Annotated in this window: 17 protein-coding genes; 3 read left to right on the top strand and 14 right to left on the bottom strand. The window is 55.0% G+C overall.

Going from position 1 to position 17284, the window contains the following annotated elements; genetic code table 11:
• Window positions 1-97 precede the first annotated feature (97 nt).
• Window positions 98-1186 carry an AAA family ATPase gene (locus ACQG19_RS00420; protein ID WP_013094854.1) on the top strand — a complete coding sequence of 363 codons (1089 nt, stop codon included), beginning with the start codon at window positions 98-100 and terminating at the stop codon, window positions 1184-1186.
• A 115-nt stretch (window positions 1187-1301) separates the two neighbouring features.
• Complete coding sequence (locus ACQG19_RS00415) at window positions 1302-2033, top strand: carbonic anhydrase (RefSeq protein ID WP_052705562.1); 732 nt, start codon at window positions 1302-1304, stop codon at window positions 2031-2033.
• 60 nt (window positions 2034-2093) lie between these two features.
• Here the strand turns inward: ACQG19_RS00415 and ACQG19_RS00410 are convergent, their stop codons facing one another.
• From ACQG19_RS00410 to ACQG19_RS00345, 14 genes are all read right to left on the bottom strand, one after another.
• A complete protein-coding gene (locus ACQG19_RS00410) occupies window positions 2094-3071 on the bottom strand; it encodes a GlxA family transcriptional regulator (protein ID WP_246932275.1) in 978 nt (325 codons plus the stop codon).
• 25 nt (window positions 3072-3096) lie between these two features.
• Entirely contained in the window at window positions 3097-3876 is a 780-nt protein-coding gene (locus ACQG19_RS00405; protein ID WP_061771466.1) for an MBL fold metallo-hydrolase, read from the bottom strand.
• An 89-nt stretch (window positions 3877-3965) separates the two neighbouring features.
• Window positions 3966-5216 (bottom strand): HlyD family secretion protein, encoded by a 1251-nt coding sequence (locus ACQG19_RS00400; RefSeq protein WP_013094850.1) that lies wholly within the window; start codon window positions 5214-5216, stop codon window positions 3966-3968.
• A 6-nt stretch (window positions 5217-5222) separates the two neighbouring features.
• Window positions 5223-5972 carry a hypothetical protein gene (locus ACQG19_RS00395; RefSeq protein ID WP_046888806.1) on the bottom strand — a complete coding sequence of 250 codons (750 nt, stop codon included), beginning with the start codon at window positions 5970-5972 and terminating at the stop codon, window positions 5223-5225.
• A complete protein-coding gene (locus ACQG19_RS00390) occupies window positions 5969-8065 on the bottom strand; it encodes a peptidase domain-containing ABC transporter (RefSeq protein ID WP_246932277.1) in 2097 nt (698 codons plus the stop codon). Before ACQG19_RS00390 ends, ACQG19_RS00395 begins: the two co-directional genes overlap by 4 nt.
• 64 nt (window positions 8066-8129) lie before the next feature.
• Window positions 8130-8315: a hypothetical protein gene (locus ACQG19_RS00385; protein ID WP_013094847.1), complete on the bottom strand. Its 186-nt coding sequence runs from the start codon at window positions 8313-8315 to the stop codon at window positions 8130-8132.
• Window positions 8316-8337: 22 nt separating this feature from the next.
• Window positions 8338-8532 (bottom strand): hypothetical protein, encoded by a 195-nt coding sequence (locus tag ACQG19_RS00380; protein ID WP_013094846.1) that lies wholly within the window; start codon window positions 8530-8532, stop codon window positions 8338-8340.
• Window positions 8533-8604: 72 nt separating this feature from the next.
• Window positions 8605-9258: a hypothetical protein gene (locus ACQG19_RS00375; protein ID WP_246932279.1), complete on the bottom strand. Its 654-nt coding sequence runs from the start codon at window positions 9256-9258 to the stop codon at window positions 8605-8607.
• Between the two features lie 6 nt (window positions 9259-9264).
• Complete coding sequence (locus ACQG19_RS00370; RefSeq protein ID WP_038982468.1) at window positions 9265-10863, bottom strand: hypothetical protein; 1599 nt, start codon at window positions 10861-10863, stop codon at window positions 9265-9267.
• Window positions 10841-13435, bottom strand: a complete 2595-nt coding sequence (locus tag ACQG19_RS00365) for a CS1-pili formation C-terminal domain-containing protein (RefSeq protein ID WP_246932280.1) — start codon at window positions 13433-13435, stop codon at window positions 10841-10843. Before ACQG19_RS00365 ends, ACQG19_RS00370 begins: the two co-directional genes overlap by 23 nt.
• 6 nt (window positions 13436-13441) lie before the next feature.
• The gene (locus tag ACQG19_RS00360; protein WP_020686458.1) at window positions 13442-14119 is read right to left on the bottom strand and encodes a fimbria/pilus periplasmic chaperone; all 678 of its coding nucleotides are present in this window, start codon (window positions 14117-14119) and stop codon (window positions 13442-13444) included.
• A 45-nt stretch (window positions 14120-14164) separates the two neighbouring features.
• Complete coding sequence (locus ACQG19_RS00355; protein WP_013094841.1) at window positions 14165-14788, bottom strand: common pilus major fimbrillin subunit EcpA; 624 nt, start codon at window positions 14786-14788, stop codon at window positions 14165-14167.
• Between the two features lie 229 nt (window positions 14789-15017).
• The gene (locus ACQG19_RS00350) at window positions 15018-15503 is read right to left on the bottom strand and encodes a hypothetical protein (RefSeq protein WP_013094840.1); all 486 of its coding nucleotides are present in this window, start codon (window positions 15501-15503) and stop codon (window positions 15018-15020) included.
• Between the two features lie 4 nt (window positions 15504-15507).
• A complete protein-coding gene (locus ACQG19_RS00345) occupies window positions 15508-16308 on the bottom strand; it encodes a winged helix-turn-helix domain-containing protein (RefSeq protein ID WP_038418292.1) in 801 nt (266 codons plus the stop codon).
• A gap of 374 nt (window positions 16309-16682) precedes the next feature.
• Between ACQG19_RS00345 and ACQG19_RS00340 the strand changes: the two genes are divergently transcribed.
• A complete protein-coding gene (locus ACQG19_RS00340; RefSeq protein ID WP_013094838.1) occupies window positions 16683-17267 on the top strand; it encodes a fimbrial protein in 585 nt (194 codons plus the stop codon).
• Window positions 17268-17284 lie beyond the last annotated feature (17 nt).

Here is a 17284-nt window from a genome sequence, read left to right as displayed (position 1 = left end):
CCCGTTTAGACGACATCCTCACTGTCGTCTCTTTTTTGCATTTCGCCTGAAAGGCTGTAAATATATACAGGTTATAACGCAAAAAAGGGATCGGCCTGTGATTAACACCCTGCACATTCAAAACTACCGCTCAATTCGCGATATGTCGCTGGAGCTGGAACAACTCAACATTGTCTTCGGCCCGAATGGCACCGGGAAATCAAATATTTACAAGGCGATCCACCTGATGCACAGCGCCGCGCAGGGGCAGTTTTCTCAGGCTCTGGCGAATGAAGGCGGGATTTTGAAAGTGTTCTGGGCGGGTAAAACCCGCAGCGACCAGCTGCGACGGATGAACCTGGCGGTAGAAACCGAAACCTACGAATACGAGCTGCAGGTAGGCTTTGTTGAGAAGCTGCCCTATCCCTCGCAGTTTCAGCTCGATCCGGTGATCAAGGAAGAGTCGCTCTGGCTGAGCGGGCAGCACCGTCGCCCGTCGGCACAGCTGATGAAGCGCAGAAATCAGGCGGTTTTCCTGAATAACGTCCATCACGAGAAAGTGACCCACAGCGGCACGCTGTACGAGAACGAATCGGTGTTCGGCCAGCTCGGCGAACCGCACCTTTACCCGGAAGTGTCGCAGATGCGCGAGTCCCTGCGTAACTGGCGCTTTTATCATGAGTTTTCCGTTGCAAGCGGCTCCATGATGCGAGCCCCGCAGGTGGGTTTCCGCTCTCCGGTGCTGGCGAGCGACGGCGCCAACCTCGCGGCGGCGTTTCAGACCATCGTCGAGATTGGCGATGAACTGCTGCTGATGCGCATTCTTGATCAGGCTTTCCCCGGCTGCGTGTTTTACAGCGACAACACCGGCGGACGTTTTCGCATGATGATGCAGCGCGAGGGCTTAAGCCGCCCGCTGGAACCGGCGGAGTTCTCTGACGGCACGCTGCGCTTTTTATGCCTGGCGGTGGCATTGTTAAGCCCGCGCCCACCGGCGTTTATCGCCCTCAACGAACCGGAAAACAGCCTGCATCCGCAGATGCTGCCCGCGCTGGCAAGCCTGATTGCCGAGGCCAGCCGCTACTCGCAGATCTGGCTCACCAGCCACTCGCCGGAGCTGGCGACGTTGATTGAGAAGCACCGATCGTTTTCGCTGTATCAGCTGTCAATGACGGAGGGAGAGACGAAGATGGAGAAGCTGGGGTAAGAAGGGGCTTTCATTTTCTTTAACGCAAATAACCACAATATAAGACGGGTCTTTTGGAAAAGAGTACAATGCCATCAGTATTTTAACGCGCATTTCTTATTCTGAGAGACACAACATGAAACACATTCTGACCGCATCCTTATTCGCCTTATCTGCCTCTGTCTTTGCGGGGTCTGCCCCACACTGGACGTATGAAGGCAAGAGTGGTCCGGAAAACTGGGGCGAGCTCAGCGACGAGTTTGCCACCTGCAAGACCGGCAAATTCCAGTCGCCCATCGATATCCGTAACGCCTATAACGCCACGCTGCCGCCGCTGGAGATGAATTTCCATACCGCCGCCGAAAAGCTGGTGAACAACGGCCACACCCTGCAGGTGACCGCCAGCGACGAAGATGAATTCCGTCTGGACGATCAGACCTTTACCCTGCGCCAGTACCATTTCCACACCCCGAGCGAAAACCGGATCAACGGCAAATCCTTCCCGCTGGAAGCGCACTTTGTTCATGCCAGCAAAGAGGGCGACGTCGCGGTGCTTGCCGTTATGTTTGAGGTCGGCCCGGAAAACAGCGCACTCAACCCGCTGCTGGCGCGCCTTCCGAAGGAAAAGGACCACGAAATCTCGATTGATAAACACCTCGATCTTCGTCCGCTGTTCCCGGCTGACCTGCACTATTATCGCTTCAGCGGCTCGCTGACCACCCCACCGTGCACCGAAGGGCTGCGCTGGCTGGTGATGAAAAACACCGTCACCCTGTCAGAAAAGCAGCTGGAGATGTTTAAGCAAGCGCTTGAGCACAGCAATAACCGTCCGCTTCAGCCTCTGAACGGCCGCGTGATTGTTCAGTAAGGTGTTGTGAGTTAAAAGCATCCGCAGGCCGGGTCTCCCGGCCTAAAAGACGGTGTTACTTCATGTCGCATCATGCCTGGCTACAGACGGCTGAATACGAAACGTCTTGCGCCACTCCGTCGGGCTGACGCCAAAACGCGCCTTAAACTGTTGTCGCCAGGTCACCGCAGAGTTAAACCCCACCAGCTCGGCCACGCGTTCAATCGGCATATTGCCGGCTTCCAGTAAGATCTGGCTGCGCCGCAGGCGCTCGGCGGTGAGCCAGTCGGCCACGGTCATGCCGGTGGCGTTGACAAAATGGCGGGTCAGCGTGCGGCGGCTCATCGAGACCACCTTCGCCAGCGAGTCGAGATTATGCGGCTCGGTAATGTGTTGCTGCAGGTAGTCGATCAGGCAGTTAATCCGTGCGTCGCGGGTGTCCTTCGGCACCGGCTGGGCAATGAACTGCGCCTGACCGCCTTCGCGGTGCGGCGGCACAATCATCCGACGGGCGATCTGGTTGGCAACCACGCTGCCAAAGCGCTGACGGATGATATACAGGCAGCAGTCCAGCGCGGCGGCGGTCCCGGCGGAGGTAATAATATTGTCGTCATCCACATAGAGGGCGTTGATATCAAGCTGGACGCGCGGAAAAAGCGACTGGAAGTGATGTTCAAACTCCCAGTGGGTGGCCGCGCGCTTGCCGTCGAGAATGCCCGCATACGCCAGCACAAACGACCCCAGACACAGCCCGACGATTTCCGCACCGTTATCTCTTGCCTGCACCAGGCTGTCGAGCAGCACCTGAGGCGGGCGATCCAGCACGTGCTGCCAGTAGGGCACCACCACAATATCCGCCTGCGCGATGGCTGAAAAATCCTGCGTCGCGTTAAGGGCAAAGCCCTCTTTTGAGGTGAGAACGCCGGGTTTTTCGGCGCAGATCGTCACGTTAAAGCGCTTTTCGCCGGAAACCGCGTCGCCAAACAGAATACAGGGAACGGAGTAGTGGAACGGGCTAAACCCGTCCACCGCGACAATCGCGACGTTGATAAGTGGCATCTGTCTCTCCTTCCCTTTTTGGTGCTCAGAATATAACGGTTTCGCCGTCCTGGGGAATGCTCACCGCATCACCGATCTGGTTCGCTTCCACGTATTCCCGCAGCGCGCGGCGGCTCAGCAGGCAGTGGTTAATGGCTTCCATGTGGACCGCCACAATTTTTGCCTGCGGCAGCAGGAAGTGAACGTTGAGCAGATCCTGTTCCCCCATAATGATGGGCCCGAAACCGATCACATGCGCGTATCCGGCATTAAGCACCACCACATCCGGCTGGTGTTTTTGCAGATCGGCCGCCACCGCATCACGCCAGACGGTATCGCCCGCGATGTAGAGCGTTTTCTCGTCGGGGTGGCGCAGAACCACACCGCAGGCTTCGCCCAGACGCTCTGCCAGCTCCGGCACCGCGTACGCGCGATCGGTACCATGCTGGCCGCCGTGGGTTTTCGCGATGCGGATATCACCGAAGGTGGTCTCGTCGGTCATAACCGTGAGGTTATCAAAACCCTGGCTTCGCAGCAGCGCGGCATCACGATCGTTTTGCACATAGATCGGTTTGTCTTTGGCGATCAGTTCCACCGCCGCGCGATCCCAGTGATCGTCATGGGTGTGGGTGACGATCACCGCATCAGCGTCCAGCAGCGTGCTGACGTCAACGGGCAGTTCAACCATTGGGTTACGGATCTCGGCCCGCGCCGTGCCGGGGAAACCGGGATAAGCGTCTTTTGCGGCCAGCATCGGGTCGATCAAAAAACGTTTACCGGCATACGTGATCAGTTGGGTGGCATTGCGAATATGAGTGATGTTCATGGGCTATTCTCCTGTGCGTGTGATAAGGAGAATAGCCCGCGACCCGGCGTTAGCCTGTGGGCTAATGGGCGATGAACGATGAAATCGGGTCAATCGATAAACCGTTTACGCACCCGCTCCAGCGGCGCAATCAGCAGATTGATAAGCGGTTTGCGATCGATAACGATATCGGCGTTAACTGTCATCCCGCCCATCAGCAGACGCTTTTTGTTGTCCGGATCGGTAAACCAGGAAGGCACCCGCACCTTGGCAAGATAGTAGTTCTGCCCCTCCTGCAGCGGGATAAGCGCCGAATGCGCATCAATATTCACCTCGTAAAAATCAGACAGGGTGGCCTCCACCGAGCCATATTTATCCACTGGCCAGGAGTCAAAGCGCAGCTTCACCTTATCCCCTTTCGCCACCCGGCCCACGCCCGTGGCTGGCACATAGAGGTACCCCTCCATCGACGCGGCGGTGTTTTTACGGATCACCACCACCACCTCGCTGTTTTGCGTAATGGCCCGGCCCGGCGGGAAGTTGATCGCTACCACGTAGCCATCGGCAGGGGCCAGCATGGCCATCGTAGAGCTGCCCCGGCTGGAGAGGTTGCGGTCAATTTCGCTGATCCGGTTTTTCACGTACAGCAGCTCCTGGCTCAGGGAGTCGATTTGCGACTGAGTGCTGTCGGTCAGGCTGGTTTTGCGCGCCTCCAGATCGAGGATACTGCTCTCCTCCAGCGTCAGGTTAAGCTGCGCGTTGAGCACGTCGTTGTGGCTTTTATCCAGATCGACCTTCGACACATAGCCTTTCCCGGATATCGCTTTCCACGCCTCATAGGTATCGGTGCTGTTTTTGAGCAACGCACGCAGCTTTTTCACTTTGTCGCGGGATACCACAATCTGCCGGTCGGCAATATCCAGCTGCTGCGCCAGGTTTTTCCGGTACGTAGCGATAGAATCTTCAATGGTCTGCACGCGCTGCTCGCTGCGCTTTTTCTCCGCCTCCATCTGCTGGCGATCGAACTGCACCACCGAGCCCTGCTTGCCGCCGTAGTCCTGCGACACGGTAAAAAGCGGGTCATTCTCTTTCACGTACTGGCCTGGACGTACGGCAAAATCCACGATGGTGCCGGACTCTCTGGCACGCACTTCCACATCCCCCTGGGCCGGGATCAGCACCCCGCGCGCCAGCGTGGTTTCCGAAAAGTTAAAGACGATCGAAAAGACCAGCAGACAGAGAAAAAAGGAGATAAACAGCGTTAACACGCCTTTCAGCCGCGGGGCGTTGATCTCGTAGCTCTTTGAAAAATGGTGCGGGATCAGCGCCCGACGTTGTCGGTTTCGGTTTCTTAATTTCACGACATGTCATCCATGATAAATCACTGAAAGATCGTCCCATGCACTCCAGAGCGTGGGGGTTTTACGCAACGCGTTCAGCGTGGCGGTGGCGGCCTGACGGTACTCCGCAGGGGCATAGGTCTGGCTCTCCAGCGCAAATTCCGCCGAGTGCAGCGAACAGCCGGGCAGCAGCGTACGAATCACATATCCGTAGCGCGTTAAAAAGCGCGTCGACACGTCCGTTAACCACGCTTTCTGGTCGCCCGCCTGGGTCATGAACAGCGGCGCATCCGGGAGGCGCTCATCCACCAGCAGCACGGTCACCAGCCGGTGCGGGGCGAAAAACGCCCCTGCCCGCCGCTCCTCGTGTGCCGCCATCAGCTTGTGCAGCGCGGGAAGGCGGGTAACAAACTGAAAGCGCACGTCGTCTGGCGCGGTGGCGAGCAGCGCATCCGCGATCAGGCCAAATCCGGCCCAGCGCATGCCCAGCAGCAGGGTGCGGGGCTGAGAATAGAAATCCTGCTCGCGGGTAAATGCCGCCACCCGGGCGTGGAGATCGAAACGCACGTTGCGCCGCCACAGCGCGGGCGGGAAGATCTGCTCGACAAAATGAAAGCCGCTCATCTCCAGGGCGTTCTGGCGCAAAAAATCGGGTGGGACGTCAGTCTCCGGGCAGCGCATAAACTGGCTGTAGTTTTGCGTGATCCGGCTTGCGAGCAGCGTGCGTCCGGCCTGCCGGGCGCAAAGTCGGGCGTAGAGACGGGGCAGAAACATCATTGCTCACTCTCCCGCAGCGTGCCATTTTCCATGGTGTAGAGCCGTCCATGACAGCCCACCACCTCCGGCGAGTGGGTGACAAACACCATACCAATCCCCAGGCCACGCAGGTTCGCCAGCACCTTCTGCGCCGTGGTTTTATCGAGGTTTGCCGTCACTTCATCGCACAGCAGCAGCTTCGGCTGGCTGTACAGGGCGCGCGCCAGCACCAGACGCTGCATCTCGCCGGCGGAGAAAAAGGTATTTCCCGGCAGCAGCTCCGTTTCGTATCCGTGCGGCAGACGCGCAACCACGTGGTCAATCTCCGCCAGGCGGCAGGCAGCAATCACCCGCTCTTTGTCCGGCGCGCTATCAAAGCAGGAGAGGTTATCCAGAATGGAGCCGGTAAAGAGAATATCGTCCGCATGCACAATGCGAATATGCTGGCGCAAAGAGGAGAGATCGCACTCGGTGATCGGGATCGCATTGATCCGCAAACTGCCCGATGTGGAGAGCAACATCCCGGAGATCAGACGCAGCAGCGTGGTTTTCCCGGAGCCGCTCTGGCCGACAATCACCGCCTCTTCGCCCTGCTTCAGCGTCATGTTGATGTGCTGCAGGGTCGCCTCACGTCCCGGATAAGCAAAAGAGACATCCTCAAAGGCCAGACTGACGGGTGAAGTCACAATCTTCCGGCCAAACTGGCTGGCTTCAGAGGGGGCAAACAGCAGGTCGCCCACGCGATCCAGCGGCCCTTTCAGCGCATTTTTGTCCAGCAGCTTTTGCGCCACCTGTACCATCGCGTCGGAGAAATAGCGTTTGTAGCTGATGTAGGCGTAGAGCATCCCGATGCTCATCTGCCCTTCCAGGATAAGCCACGCGCCGAAGCAGACCACCAGCAGCTGCTCGGCGTTGATCACCAGCAGCGAGGCAACATCAAAGCGGGCCAGCAGGCGCTCTTTGCGCATCAGCCCGGCGATGTGCTCACGCTGGGATTTATCCATCACCGCGTCCCGGGCCTGCTCCATGTTGTTAGCCTTCAGGGTGATGATCCCCTTCTGCGTCTCCACCAGCAGCGATTCATACTTTGCGGTGCGCTCGATGGAGTCGTCCACCGCGCGCTGGTAAGGGCCGATCAGCGAAAAGCGGATCAGGAAGAACACCCCCATCAGCAGCATCGTCAGCACGGCGATTTTCACGTTATACAGCAGCATAAACAGCAGGCTGGTGAAGGCGATCAGGCTGGAAAAGAGGATCTGCACATAGCCATTGCTGATGAACTCCGCACAGGCATGCAGCGATTTTTCAATCGCCAGCACAATGCCCGGCGGACGGCTGCGGAACCAGCCGGTCTGGGTACGCAGCATATAGCGGCGAACCGACTGGCTGAGGTCGTCATAGGCGATGTTACGCATCAGGATCTCAAGCAGTTGCTTGAGGAACTTACCTATGACTTCAAAAATAAAGACGATAGCGAAAATGGCGGTGAGTAAGATCACCAGATCGTTGTCGTTGCGCGAGATGGCCTCATCCATGATCAGCTGCACGTAAGTGGGGCTGGCCAGCATGGTGATGAGGGTGAAAATCGAGAGCACAAACAGCAGCACCTGCCGCTGAAACAAGCTCGGGGATTTATTGGCCAGCCGCCCCAGCGTGAGCGTCTCGTCAGGGGATTTTTTGTCGAAGCGCGGCGTCGGCTTCAGCTCCAGCACGTAGCCGGAAAAGAGTTTTTGCGCCTCCTTGAGGCTGTAGCGACGCACGCCGCTGGCCGGGTCGTGGACCGTTACGCTGCGCCCGTCAACCTTCACGATCACCACGAAATGATTGCCGCGCCAGAAGGCGATGAGCGGCAGTTCGGCACTTTCAATTTCAGTGATTTCGCCCTTGAGCACCCGGCCCGTCATATTTTTATCGCTGGCGAGGGTCATGAGTTCCGCCATCGAGGTGCCCGCGTCGGCAGAGACGGTAAGCTCCCTGCGCAGCTGGCTGACGGAGACGTGGTGTTCATAGTGCCCCAGCACCATCGCCAGGCAGGCCAGCCCACATTCGGTATATTCATGCTGGCGAATAACGGGTGTCTTACCCTTTTTTTTATACTGAAAAAGCGAAAACATAATTATCCGTGGCTGAAATAAAAAAATGGCCCGGCAAAGCGGGCCATAAGCATAGGTCGATAACTTATGCGCTGAAGAAGCCGCCGATGAAGCCGCCCACCAGGCCAAACACACCACCGATGGTGCCGCCCAGCGCGCCTAACATCTGGCTGCCTGCGTTATAGCCTGCGCTCGCGCCCTGAAGGGCAGCAGCAAACGGATCCCAGCCACCGATGATGGCCTGTGCTTTTTTGAAATCGATAACTTGCATGATTGTCTTCCTGTTCGTTGAATTAGTTGTAGCTGCCAACCAGCGCACCCAGGAAGCCCATTGCGCCACCCAGAATTCCGCCAACCACGCCGCCTACCATGCCCATGATGCTTGCACCGGTGTCATAACCCAGCTGTGCACCTTTAACGAGGCCAGCGAATGGGTTTAATGCACCACCGATAATATCTTTCGCTTCTACGAATGAAATCGCTTTCATTTTATTCTCCTGTAGTTGTAAATCTTCAGCTTGCGCCAAAGGATAATTTCCTTTTATGAAGGAAAGCGGTTGTTACGGGCAGCGCGTAAGCGGGATGATTTTATTTCCATAAATAATCATCCGCCTTGCGGGCTGCGCGTAATTATCTATTTCCAGCCGTTGACCCGGTGGAAGATATTTTGAGTCATTATATTGTGAGCTACATCCCTGAGAAGAGACATATTTAAACCAGGTATTCCCGGTATTACTCACCACCCCGTTACTAAACGTATAATCAAAATGCCTTGTCCATGGTCGGACAATTAAAATAGCCTCAAGCGAAACCACCACATCCGACTGAATGCGTTGGCCTTTGCTCATCACAACCCGCGCCTGAAGCGGCGTCTCGGTGAATTTAACGCGATAATAGCGTTCTTTGCTGTCGTGCGGGCCGGTATAATAAAACTTAAACCCGGCCCGCTCGCCGCTCTCCAGAGTTAACTGTTTTGGCGAGAAAATCACCTCGCCATCTTTTATTTCAGTCTCTTTCCCGTGTTCTTTTGGGACATCAACCTGAATAAGCGAAACAGTATAATTCTGTCGTACGCTGGTATCGTTTTTTATTGGCTGAAAAACAACTTCTTTTTCAGGTAGAAAATCAATATTTAGATTTTCAATAATTAAAGCATTTGCGCTTGCGGAAATGAAGCAATTTATTGCGAAAATAGCCAGGAATTTTCCAGTCATACACGTTTAATTCCAGGATGCACTGACATCAATTCGACCCTGAGCCGTCACTTCACCAAACCACGTATTACCGTCATAGGTGGTTTTCGATACCGGGTTGTTCATCACAAACTGCAATACCAGCGGGGTTTTCCACAGCCACATGTCCGTCACGCCTGAGCTTATCTTGTCCCACTCTTCCGCATGGGTGGCGGGTGCGGGAATGGACAGCGCCTCGCCTTTGCAGTTATGCGCCTTCAGCGTTTGGCTTTTGCCCAGCAGCACGTTACCGGGAACAGGCACCGTGAAGCCGTTACCGCTAAAGGCACAGTAGTCCACGCCGTTCAGACTCTGCGTCGGCCCGGTGACCTTCACCGTGACCGCAATCGCGGCATCTTTTTGCGCGCCGCTGTAGGTAATGGTGTAGGGGATCTCTATCGGCCCCTCGCCAATCGTGCCTTTCCCGGAACCGCCCAGGCCGTTAGGGTCGAGCGTGTAATCCGGGTTATCCGGCACGATCGCAAGGCCTGGCTGGATAGGGTCAATCACCAGCCCGCCCCCCGGCTGGAAGCAGAAATCCGCCGCTAGCGAGCTGTTACCCGGCGTCAGGCACAGGCTGACGATATTGCCGATGTTGTTGCCATCCCCCGCCTGCGCCACGCTCAAAATCAGCGCCTTCGGGAGGAAGATTTTCAGGTACGCCTTGCCGCCGTTTTTTTGCGGCGCCGCGAGGAAGGTATTCGCCAGCACGCGCGTGTCGCTCAGGATGCCGCCGGAGATGCTGTACCAGTTGCTCTCATCGAAGGTGATTTCCGCCGCCAGCCCCGTCCCCCCGTTCATGTGCGATTGCAGCACGCCGTTCACGCGGGACGAGGTCAGCGCCAGCCCCGGGTTGTAGCCGGTGATATCTTCCCCGACAAAGGTGTATTCCAGCAGTTCGCAAAGCACACCCGACACCGTATTGCGGGTGTATTTAGTACACGTCGCCCCGGTTGAACCATCCACAATGGTCACCTCGCCGCTGATCGGGTCAATGCCCAGATCCAGCGCCCGCGAGTTGGTCATGGTCAATGTGCCGACCTTATGCAGCGTGTTGGTGGTGGTGACCTTGCCGATAGAGGAGATCTGCGGCGTGGAGGTAATCGTCACCTCGTTGCCAGGTGCAGCATTGAGCAGATAATCAAAGAACGGATCCCCCAGCACCCAGCGGCCATAAGCGGTGCCCGGCTCAATGACCGGCGGTTTCACCACCATGGACGTGTCGGTATAGCTGGTCGTCGCGGTATAGCCCGTGGTACCACAGCTTGACGAACACGCGGTGCCCTTAAAGAACGGCGAGGCGCTGGAGCCAGTGACGCTGAAGTTGATGGTCAGCGGGCTGCCTGCCGGGCCGTTAAAACTGTTGTCCGGAATATAGGTGGCAATCCCGTTGTTGGTTTTCGCACTCAGGGTGGGCCACTCCCGCGAGCCGTGTAAAAACGCGGTGGAGGTGCTGTTCAGACTGAACAGCGCCGCCGTGTTGCCCGTCCCGTTGTTGTCCGGGTTGTTGATCGCGAAATAGGGCATCTGCTGCGCCTGCGCCGCCGCGCTTATCAGCAGCAGATTAAGAGCGAATATCTTTTTCATCGTCACGTTCCCGTGTTCCTTTTGCTTCCTGCCAGACGAAATCGCCTTTATCGCAGGAGATGTCCCCAAGCCACAGCGCGCCACGGTTGGACGCAATATCCAGACGCACCTCGCAGACGCTGTCGTCCGGCGTGGCAATGCTGAGCACCGGATTGTTCTTGTCCACGTCAATCACGAAGCGACCGTCGTTTTCGGTGCGGGTCAGACCCACGTGGTTTTTGATTTGCGTGGCGCTCACCGGATTACCGTTGGCATCAACAAGGCGGCCAAACAGGGTGACGATTTTTTTCACCTGCGGCTTCATCACCACCGTGTTCCCCGGGTAAACCGTGATATGACGACGGGCATTTGCGCCAATGTCATAGCTTTCGGTGCCGGTTTCACTGTTCATGACCTCCAGGTCATAGGCCTGATAGGCCGGTAACGACAGCCAGGTTTTATCGCCCTTGATGCGCTCCGTGCGGCCGTTGAGCTTCAGCGTGAGCGACTCGTCGGACTTAAGCCCGGTACTGACGATCACCCCTGCGCTGTGGGTGCCTTTACCCGCTGCAACCGCCTCTTTCGACCAGCCCACGCTGCCGTCGCTGGTCAGCGTGGAGTTCCAGCCTTTGCTGGTACCGCTCTGCACGCTCAGAATGTTGCTGTTCCACGGCGTGTCGAAGCTCACGCTGCCCCCGCCGCTCACGGTGCGATCCTGGTTGCTGCTGAAGGCTCGTGAAACGTTGGCGGTAACCGACTTCAGGTAATCCCCTTCGAACTGGCGGCTGGCGCTGACGTTAAGCGCCGTGCCGGTATCGCGGTTATGGGAAACGCCCACCGAGACGGTGTTACCCAGCGGGATCGAGAAATCGAGCATCACGTAGCGGTCTTTCTCTTCGTAATAGCCTTCGTATTTATTGCGCGACATCCCCACCCGCAGGCGTGCCGTACCGTAACGACCAGCATACAGCCCCTGGGAGTAGTCAACCTGATAGCGTTTATAGCGGTATACGTCGTCTTCCTGTCGCATCAGGCTCAGGTTGCCGGCGGACGGCAGGCCAAACGACGGCAGGCTGAACGATGCCCCCCACGTGTTGCCTTTGTTTTCATAGATATCAAGGAACTTGCCGCTGGAGAGCTGCTCATGCGAGTACCAGACCGAACCGATATTCCACGGCAGGCTGACGTTAGCCCCGTAGTTGGCGCGGTACGTTCCGTCAGAGGCGGCCATCGTCTGGGTATTCACCGAGAAGTACCCGGTCAGGTTCAGGGAGGCCCACAGTTCACTGACCACATGTTCGCGCATCATATAGCCGGAGGCGTTCCAGTCGACCATCCCGCTGCGCTTGCTGAAGGAGGCGCCGACCAGCGACATGGTGTCTTTATGTTTGGTGTCGTAATCGTAGTAGTAGCTGTTGTCCTGCTCGTTTTTCCGTTTGGCGTACTTCTTATAGTTGACGACGGATTTGTCGCGGCTATAAATCCCGCCCCACGTCTGCCAGCGCAGCGATTCCGACACGTTGTTAGTGAAAGGTTTGTTCACGGTGTACATGCTCCGTGACACGGTGCGGCTGCCGCTGACCACCTCGACTTCCACGCTGTAAATCCCGTAGGGCAGCGCGCTGGTGTCGATTTCGTGGTTACCCACGTCAAAGCGCTGAATACCAATAAGCTGGCCGTCACGACGAATGCGGGCTTCTCCGGCGGTCGGGAAATAGACCACGATCGGCGTCAGGGAGAGGGTATTGTCCCGCTTACGCGAGTTGGCCTGGTTCCCCACGGAGACGCCGTATACCTCTCCGCCGGAGATCCCGCTGACGCTGGCGAGAGACTGCATCGCCCAGCCGTTCAACATCCCGGCGGCGTAGCGCATGCCCTGATAGTCACGTTCCCACATCACCGCGTTCATCTGGGTGTCGCTGCTGTTCTCGTTAACGTAGCCCGAGCCATCGACCAGCAGGTGATCGACCCCCATCGAGACCCAGCTTTTGGCGTTGAGATAGCCGGATGACCAGCTGTCGCCGTAGCCGCTCTCGGTGTGATACGCCCCCAGGTTATAGGAGAGCGTGCCGCTCAGATCGTCTGATTCAGGGGCATCGATATCCACCTCACGCGGACGAATATTGACCCCGTAGTCACGTTGGGAGAGGTTCAGCAGCAGGCGCATTTTTTTCTGATCCAGCTCGAACGCCGACCCGGCGCTCACCGGAATACGCATATGGTCGTCAAACTGCTTGCCGTTGATGCTTTGCAGCAGCGTCCGCATCTCTTTTGACAGGCGAATACCGTTGTCTGACTCCTGGACCTGGACATCGCGCAGCCCGAGCTGCCGGTCTTCTGCGTAGATCGTTACGTCGCCAATACGGACATACTCGCTCACGTCACCGGTGCTGCCCGCCTGTTGCACTGCACCCGGGCGGGTATTGACCAGATAAACGGGGATTTTGATCCCCTGCTCCAGCAGGGCATAGAGCGAGTCGGGAAAACGGTAATTAGCGATAACCACGGAGCTGGAGGCCGCATGCGCATACGCGGGCAAGAGGCCGGATGTGCACGCCATCATCACCGGCAACACTAATTTATTTTTCACCATGCATCCTTACTTAACAGGAATGAACTGTTTCAGGTCCCAAATTCCGAGATGAAAATGGCTGTCCGTTACGTTGATATCGTCGATCGCGCGGGAGGTGCCCGGCATCAGGTAAAAGTTTTTGACGCACGGCGTGGTCGGCGATTCCGGGTTGGGTTTCAGGCAAGTTCCGCTCGCGTTCACGCGAAACGCGGTATTGCCCTTATTGGTGATCTTCCCGGCCACGTAGACGAAATCGACGTTCTTCTTGCGGGGCTGGACCACCAGAATGGTGCTCACCACGGCGCGGGTCATCCCTTTGCCATTCTTTTGCGTGCCGTTGTCGAGATCTTCGCTGACCCCTTCATCAATGAAGGTAATGCGGTAATAGCGCTCCCGATCGTCGGCCTTACCGTGATAGTAAAATTTGACGATATTGCTGGTTCCGGCGGGCATGACCATGCGCGTGGGCGTCAGCAGCAGCTCGTCGGTTTGCTCTGGATTAATCACCACGCCTTCATCCATCGGGCTGCTGATACGCTGGGCGCTGATGGAAATAATGCGCACGCTGTCCGCTTCGTTTTTTAATTCCTTGGCGGTGGAATCCGCATCGGCAGGAATAATGGTGGTGACTTTGCCAACATTAATCGCCAGCGCGGAGGAGGAAATAAATAATAAAGAGAAGAAGATGGGTTTGAGGCTAAACATGATATTTCCCTAAACAGGGGCTTACGCCCCTGTAACTGTCAGCTCTTAGCCCCAGGTTGCGCGGAACGCAACGGAGACAGTACCTTCCCACAGGCTGTTGGTCAGGTCTTTGAACTCTTTCGCCGCACCGGTGCTGTCCTGTGCAGAATCGACGTAGAACACAAACTTGTCCTGGCCGGTCACTTCGGTGTTTGCCGTCGCGCCTGCGCTGGTGGTCAGGTTCCACAGGCCAGAAGAGACGCCGGTGTTGTTTGAAGAGTCAACCAGGGTAGTCCATGCCGTTGACTTCGTACCCACTGTGCCACCGATGGAGCCCAGATCGGTCCCGCCAAAGCGCGCGCCCACTTTCAGTTTGGTTGCTTCGCCGCCAACGCTGAACAGGGTGTTGTCAGAGTCATCAACGATAGCTTCCAGTTTGAAGCTGGTTGCAGAAGAGTGATCGCCACGAATAGCCACATCAAACAGACCGGTGTCGGTGTTAAAGGCTTTCGTGTTTGCGCTATAAACGAAATTCAGTGCGCGTGTTGGGGTGACAACCAGATCGGAATCGCTGTCTTTCGTTGCAGAAGCTTGCCAGGTTGCAGAAGCAGTAGTTTCCGCTGCATGAGCAACGCTCAGGGCAGAAAGAGACAGCAGTGAGCCCAGAACGATAGCGTTCAGTTTATTCATTTATTTAGTCCTTCAAAAAAGAATCCAGATGTTTAAAAAAGGGGAGCCCCTTTTTCGGGGCGAAGTATAGTCACCCGAAAAATAACGAGGCAATACAGAAAATTTCATTCCCTTTAAAGCAAAAGATGAAAAATATCCGCCTGCTTTTGCATCTTGTTGTTACATAATGAATAAAATTGAGACTCTTTGATGAATAGATAAACATCTATTCTGGTCATTCTGCAGAATATCAGGATGTGGGTACAGCCACGCACATCATTATTGGTAATACCAGCCCTTTAATTAGCCAGGCATGACCTTTAACCCGGGTAACATAAAAGAAGTCGATACTGTCCATTAGCAGCTCATTGACAATTCCATCCGGGGCAATGTCATCATCAGATTTCTGCAGTTTTTTTCCTTTAATATAGTAAATATCACTGCCAGCAACTTTCTCAACGTTAAGGACATAGTTTCGGTCAATCAAATAACGTTTGTCGCCGCGGGTGAATACCCCTTTATGGATCACCGTGACAATATCGCTGCCATTAAACAGAAACAGCGTGGTTAACGACAGGGCGGTCGACTCTCCCGTGGAATAGTTTTTCCTGGAAACCGTATCAGACTGACAGCCAAATCCCACTTCCTGAGTTCTTTTCGGGTAAAGCACGGCAATGACGATAACGGAAAGCAGCAGTACCACGCCCAATAATATACCCATCTGTCTCTTCGACATGATCTTAACTCCCTGTCAGGCTTCTGTAAGAGATGCAATTTTTATAGCTATCGGCGCCATCCTGCAGATAACAGACGGCCAAAAAATCATTTTCCAGCTGTGACTTTTTAAATTTTGAATAATAGGCATCAGCAGCCTGATGTTCGCAGTCGATATGTTGACGGGCGATCGCCTCTTTAGCGCGGTTAAGATAGACCTGCAGCGGCTGATACATGTTCTTATCGATAAGATAAACCGTACAGCGGTCAATTTTGCCCAGCCGATAGATATCGGACTCCTTCGGACGATCGGCGACGCGCATATTTTGATAGAACAGCAGCGCGGCAATACCCATTATTGCCACCAGCGCCATCACGAACAGGGTGGTAAAGCCGCTGTCCCGACGACGCAAACCTTCAGGCGGGTCTCGCTGCTGCGTCACAATATCGACGGTTTCCGTCATCATTTTTTCCGGAGCGGCCACGGGCGGCCTGACGGTATGATGTTCAATATGCGCGGCCAGGCTAAAACCTTTTCCACGAATGGTCTTAATCAGTAGCGGGTCACGTCCTAAACTCCGAAAAGCTTTTCTAATTTCACTTATGGCAACATTAAGACTGACCGAGGAGCCGGAAAAACCCCGGTCTTCCCAGACTTTCTTAATCAGGTCGTCCCTGTCGAGGGTTTTACCATTATTAATGATGAGTTCATATAACAAACGTGCCGCCTGATTTGATAACTTAATGGAAGATTCCTCTTCTCCATTTATCATGATCACACCGGAGTCCACTTCATAAAGCATTGCGAGATCAATAAGATACTTCATATGATTGTTACACCACTGTTATAAACGACTGTATTTCCCTCGCAATAATAGGTCTAAAGAGGGTGTGGTCAAGTCATCAAATATTATTTGAGCACGCCGCATAGAAAACTTCATAAATTAACAATTATTAATTCATTAATTAAGACCTTCGAATGAAGGCATTTAGGTTATGATCCTTAAAAGAACGTTATAGCAAGATTATAATCTCATTATTTTAATATTAACGGAATAATGTTTTGTTATGTATCTTTTTGATGCAACATAATATCGTCAAGGCTCGTACTCAGGTCGCGATGCGCGTAAGCCTGTCACAGTGTGTTGCGCAGCCGGGAAACATTCTTTCTTCGATAAAACAAAATATTATGGAGTTTATCATGTTCAAAACGATCATGACCGTATCTGTGCTTGGCGCAGCCATTGCCTCTACTCACGCCATTGCCGCAGATAACTCAGCGGGTGGCGTAATTAACTTTACCGGTGCTATTACCGATACCACCTGTACGATTAATGGCGGGAAAAGCGCGGATATGACCGTCGCCCTCTCCCCCATTTCGGTTAAGGATGCCGGAACAACGGTTGGCCTGATTACAAAAAATAAAAAATCCATTTCGTTAACCTTCTCTGGCTGTACGCCAGCAGCAGGTACGACCGGTACGCCGCTGAAAGTGTATTTCTCCAGCGCCGATAATATTTCTACCGACGGCAAATACCTGTTGAATAACAGCGTTAATGAAAACGACGCCAGCGTGGCGCGTAATGTCGGTTTCGCCTTAGTTGAACCAGGTAAATCTACGCCGGTTACGCTGAACCAGGCTTATACCACCAGCATTATGGGTACCTCAGCGGCGCCAGATTCAGAAACGCTGACGCTGGACGTTTATTACTATAAAACCAACGCCGCTGCTGCAACGGTCGGTGCGTTGAGCTCTAACGTGACCTACACCATTTCCTACCTGTAATTTCAGTTAATCAGGCT

Origin of the sequence: Enterobacter cloacae complex sp. 277I4 (assembly GCF_050031465.1) — a bacterium.
Lineage (GTDB): Bacteria > Pseudomonadota > Gammaproteobacteria > Enterobacterales > Enterobacteriaceae > Enterobacter > Enterobacter cloacae.
This window is presented reverse-complemented; position numbering and strand designations above follow the sequence as displayed.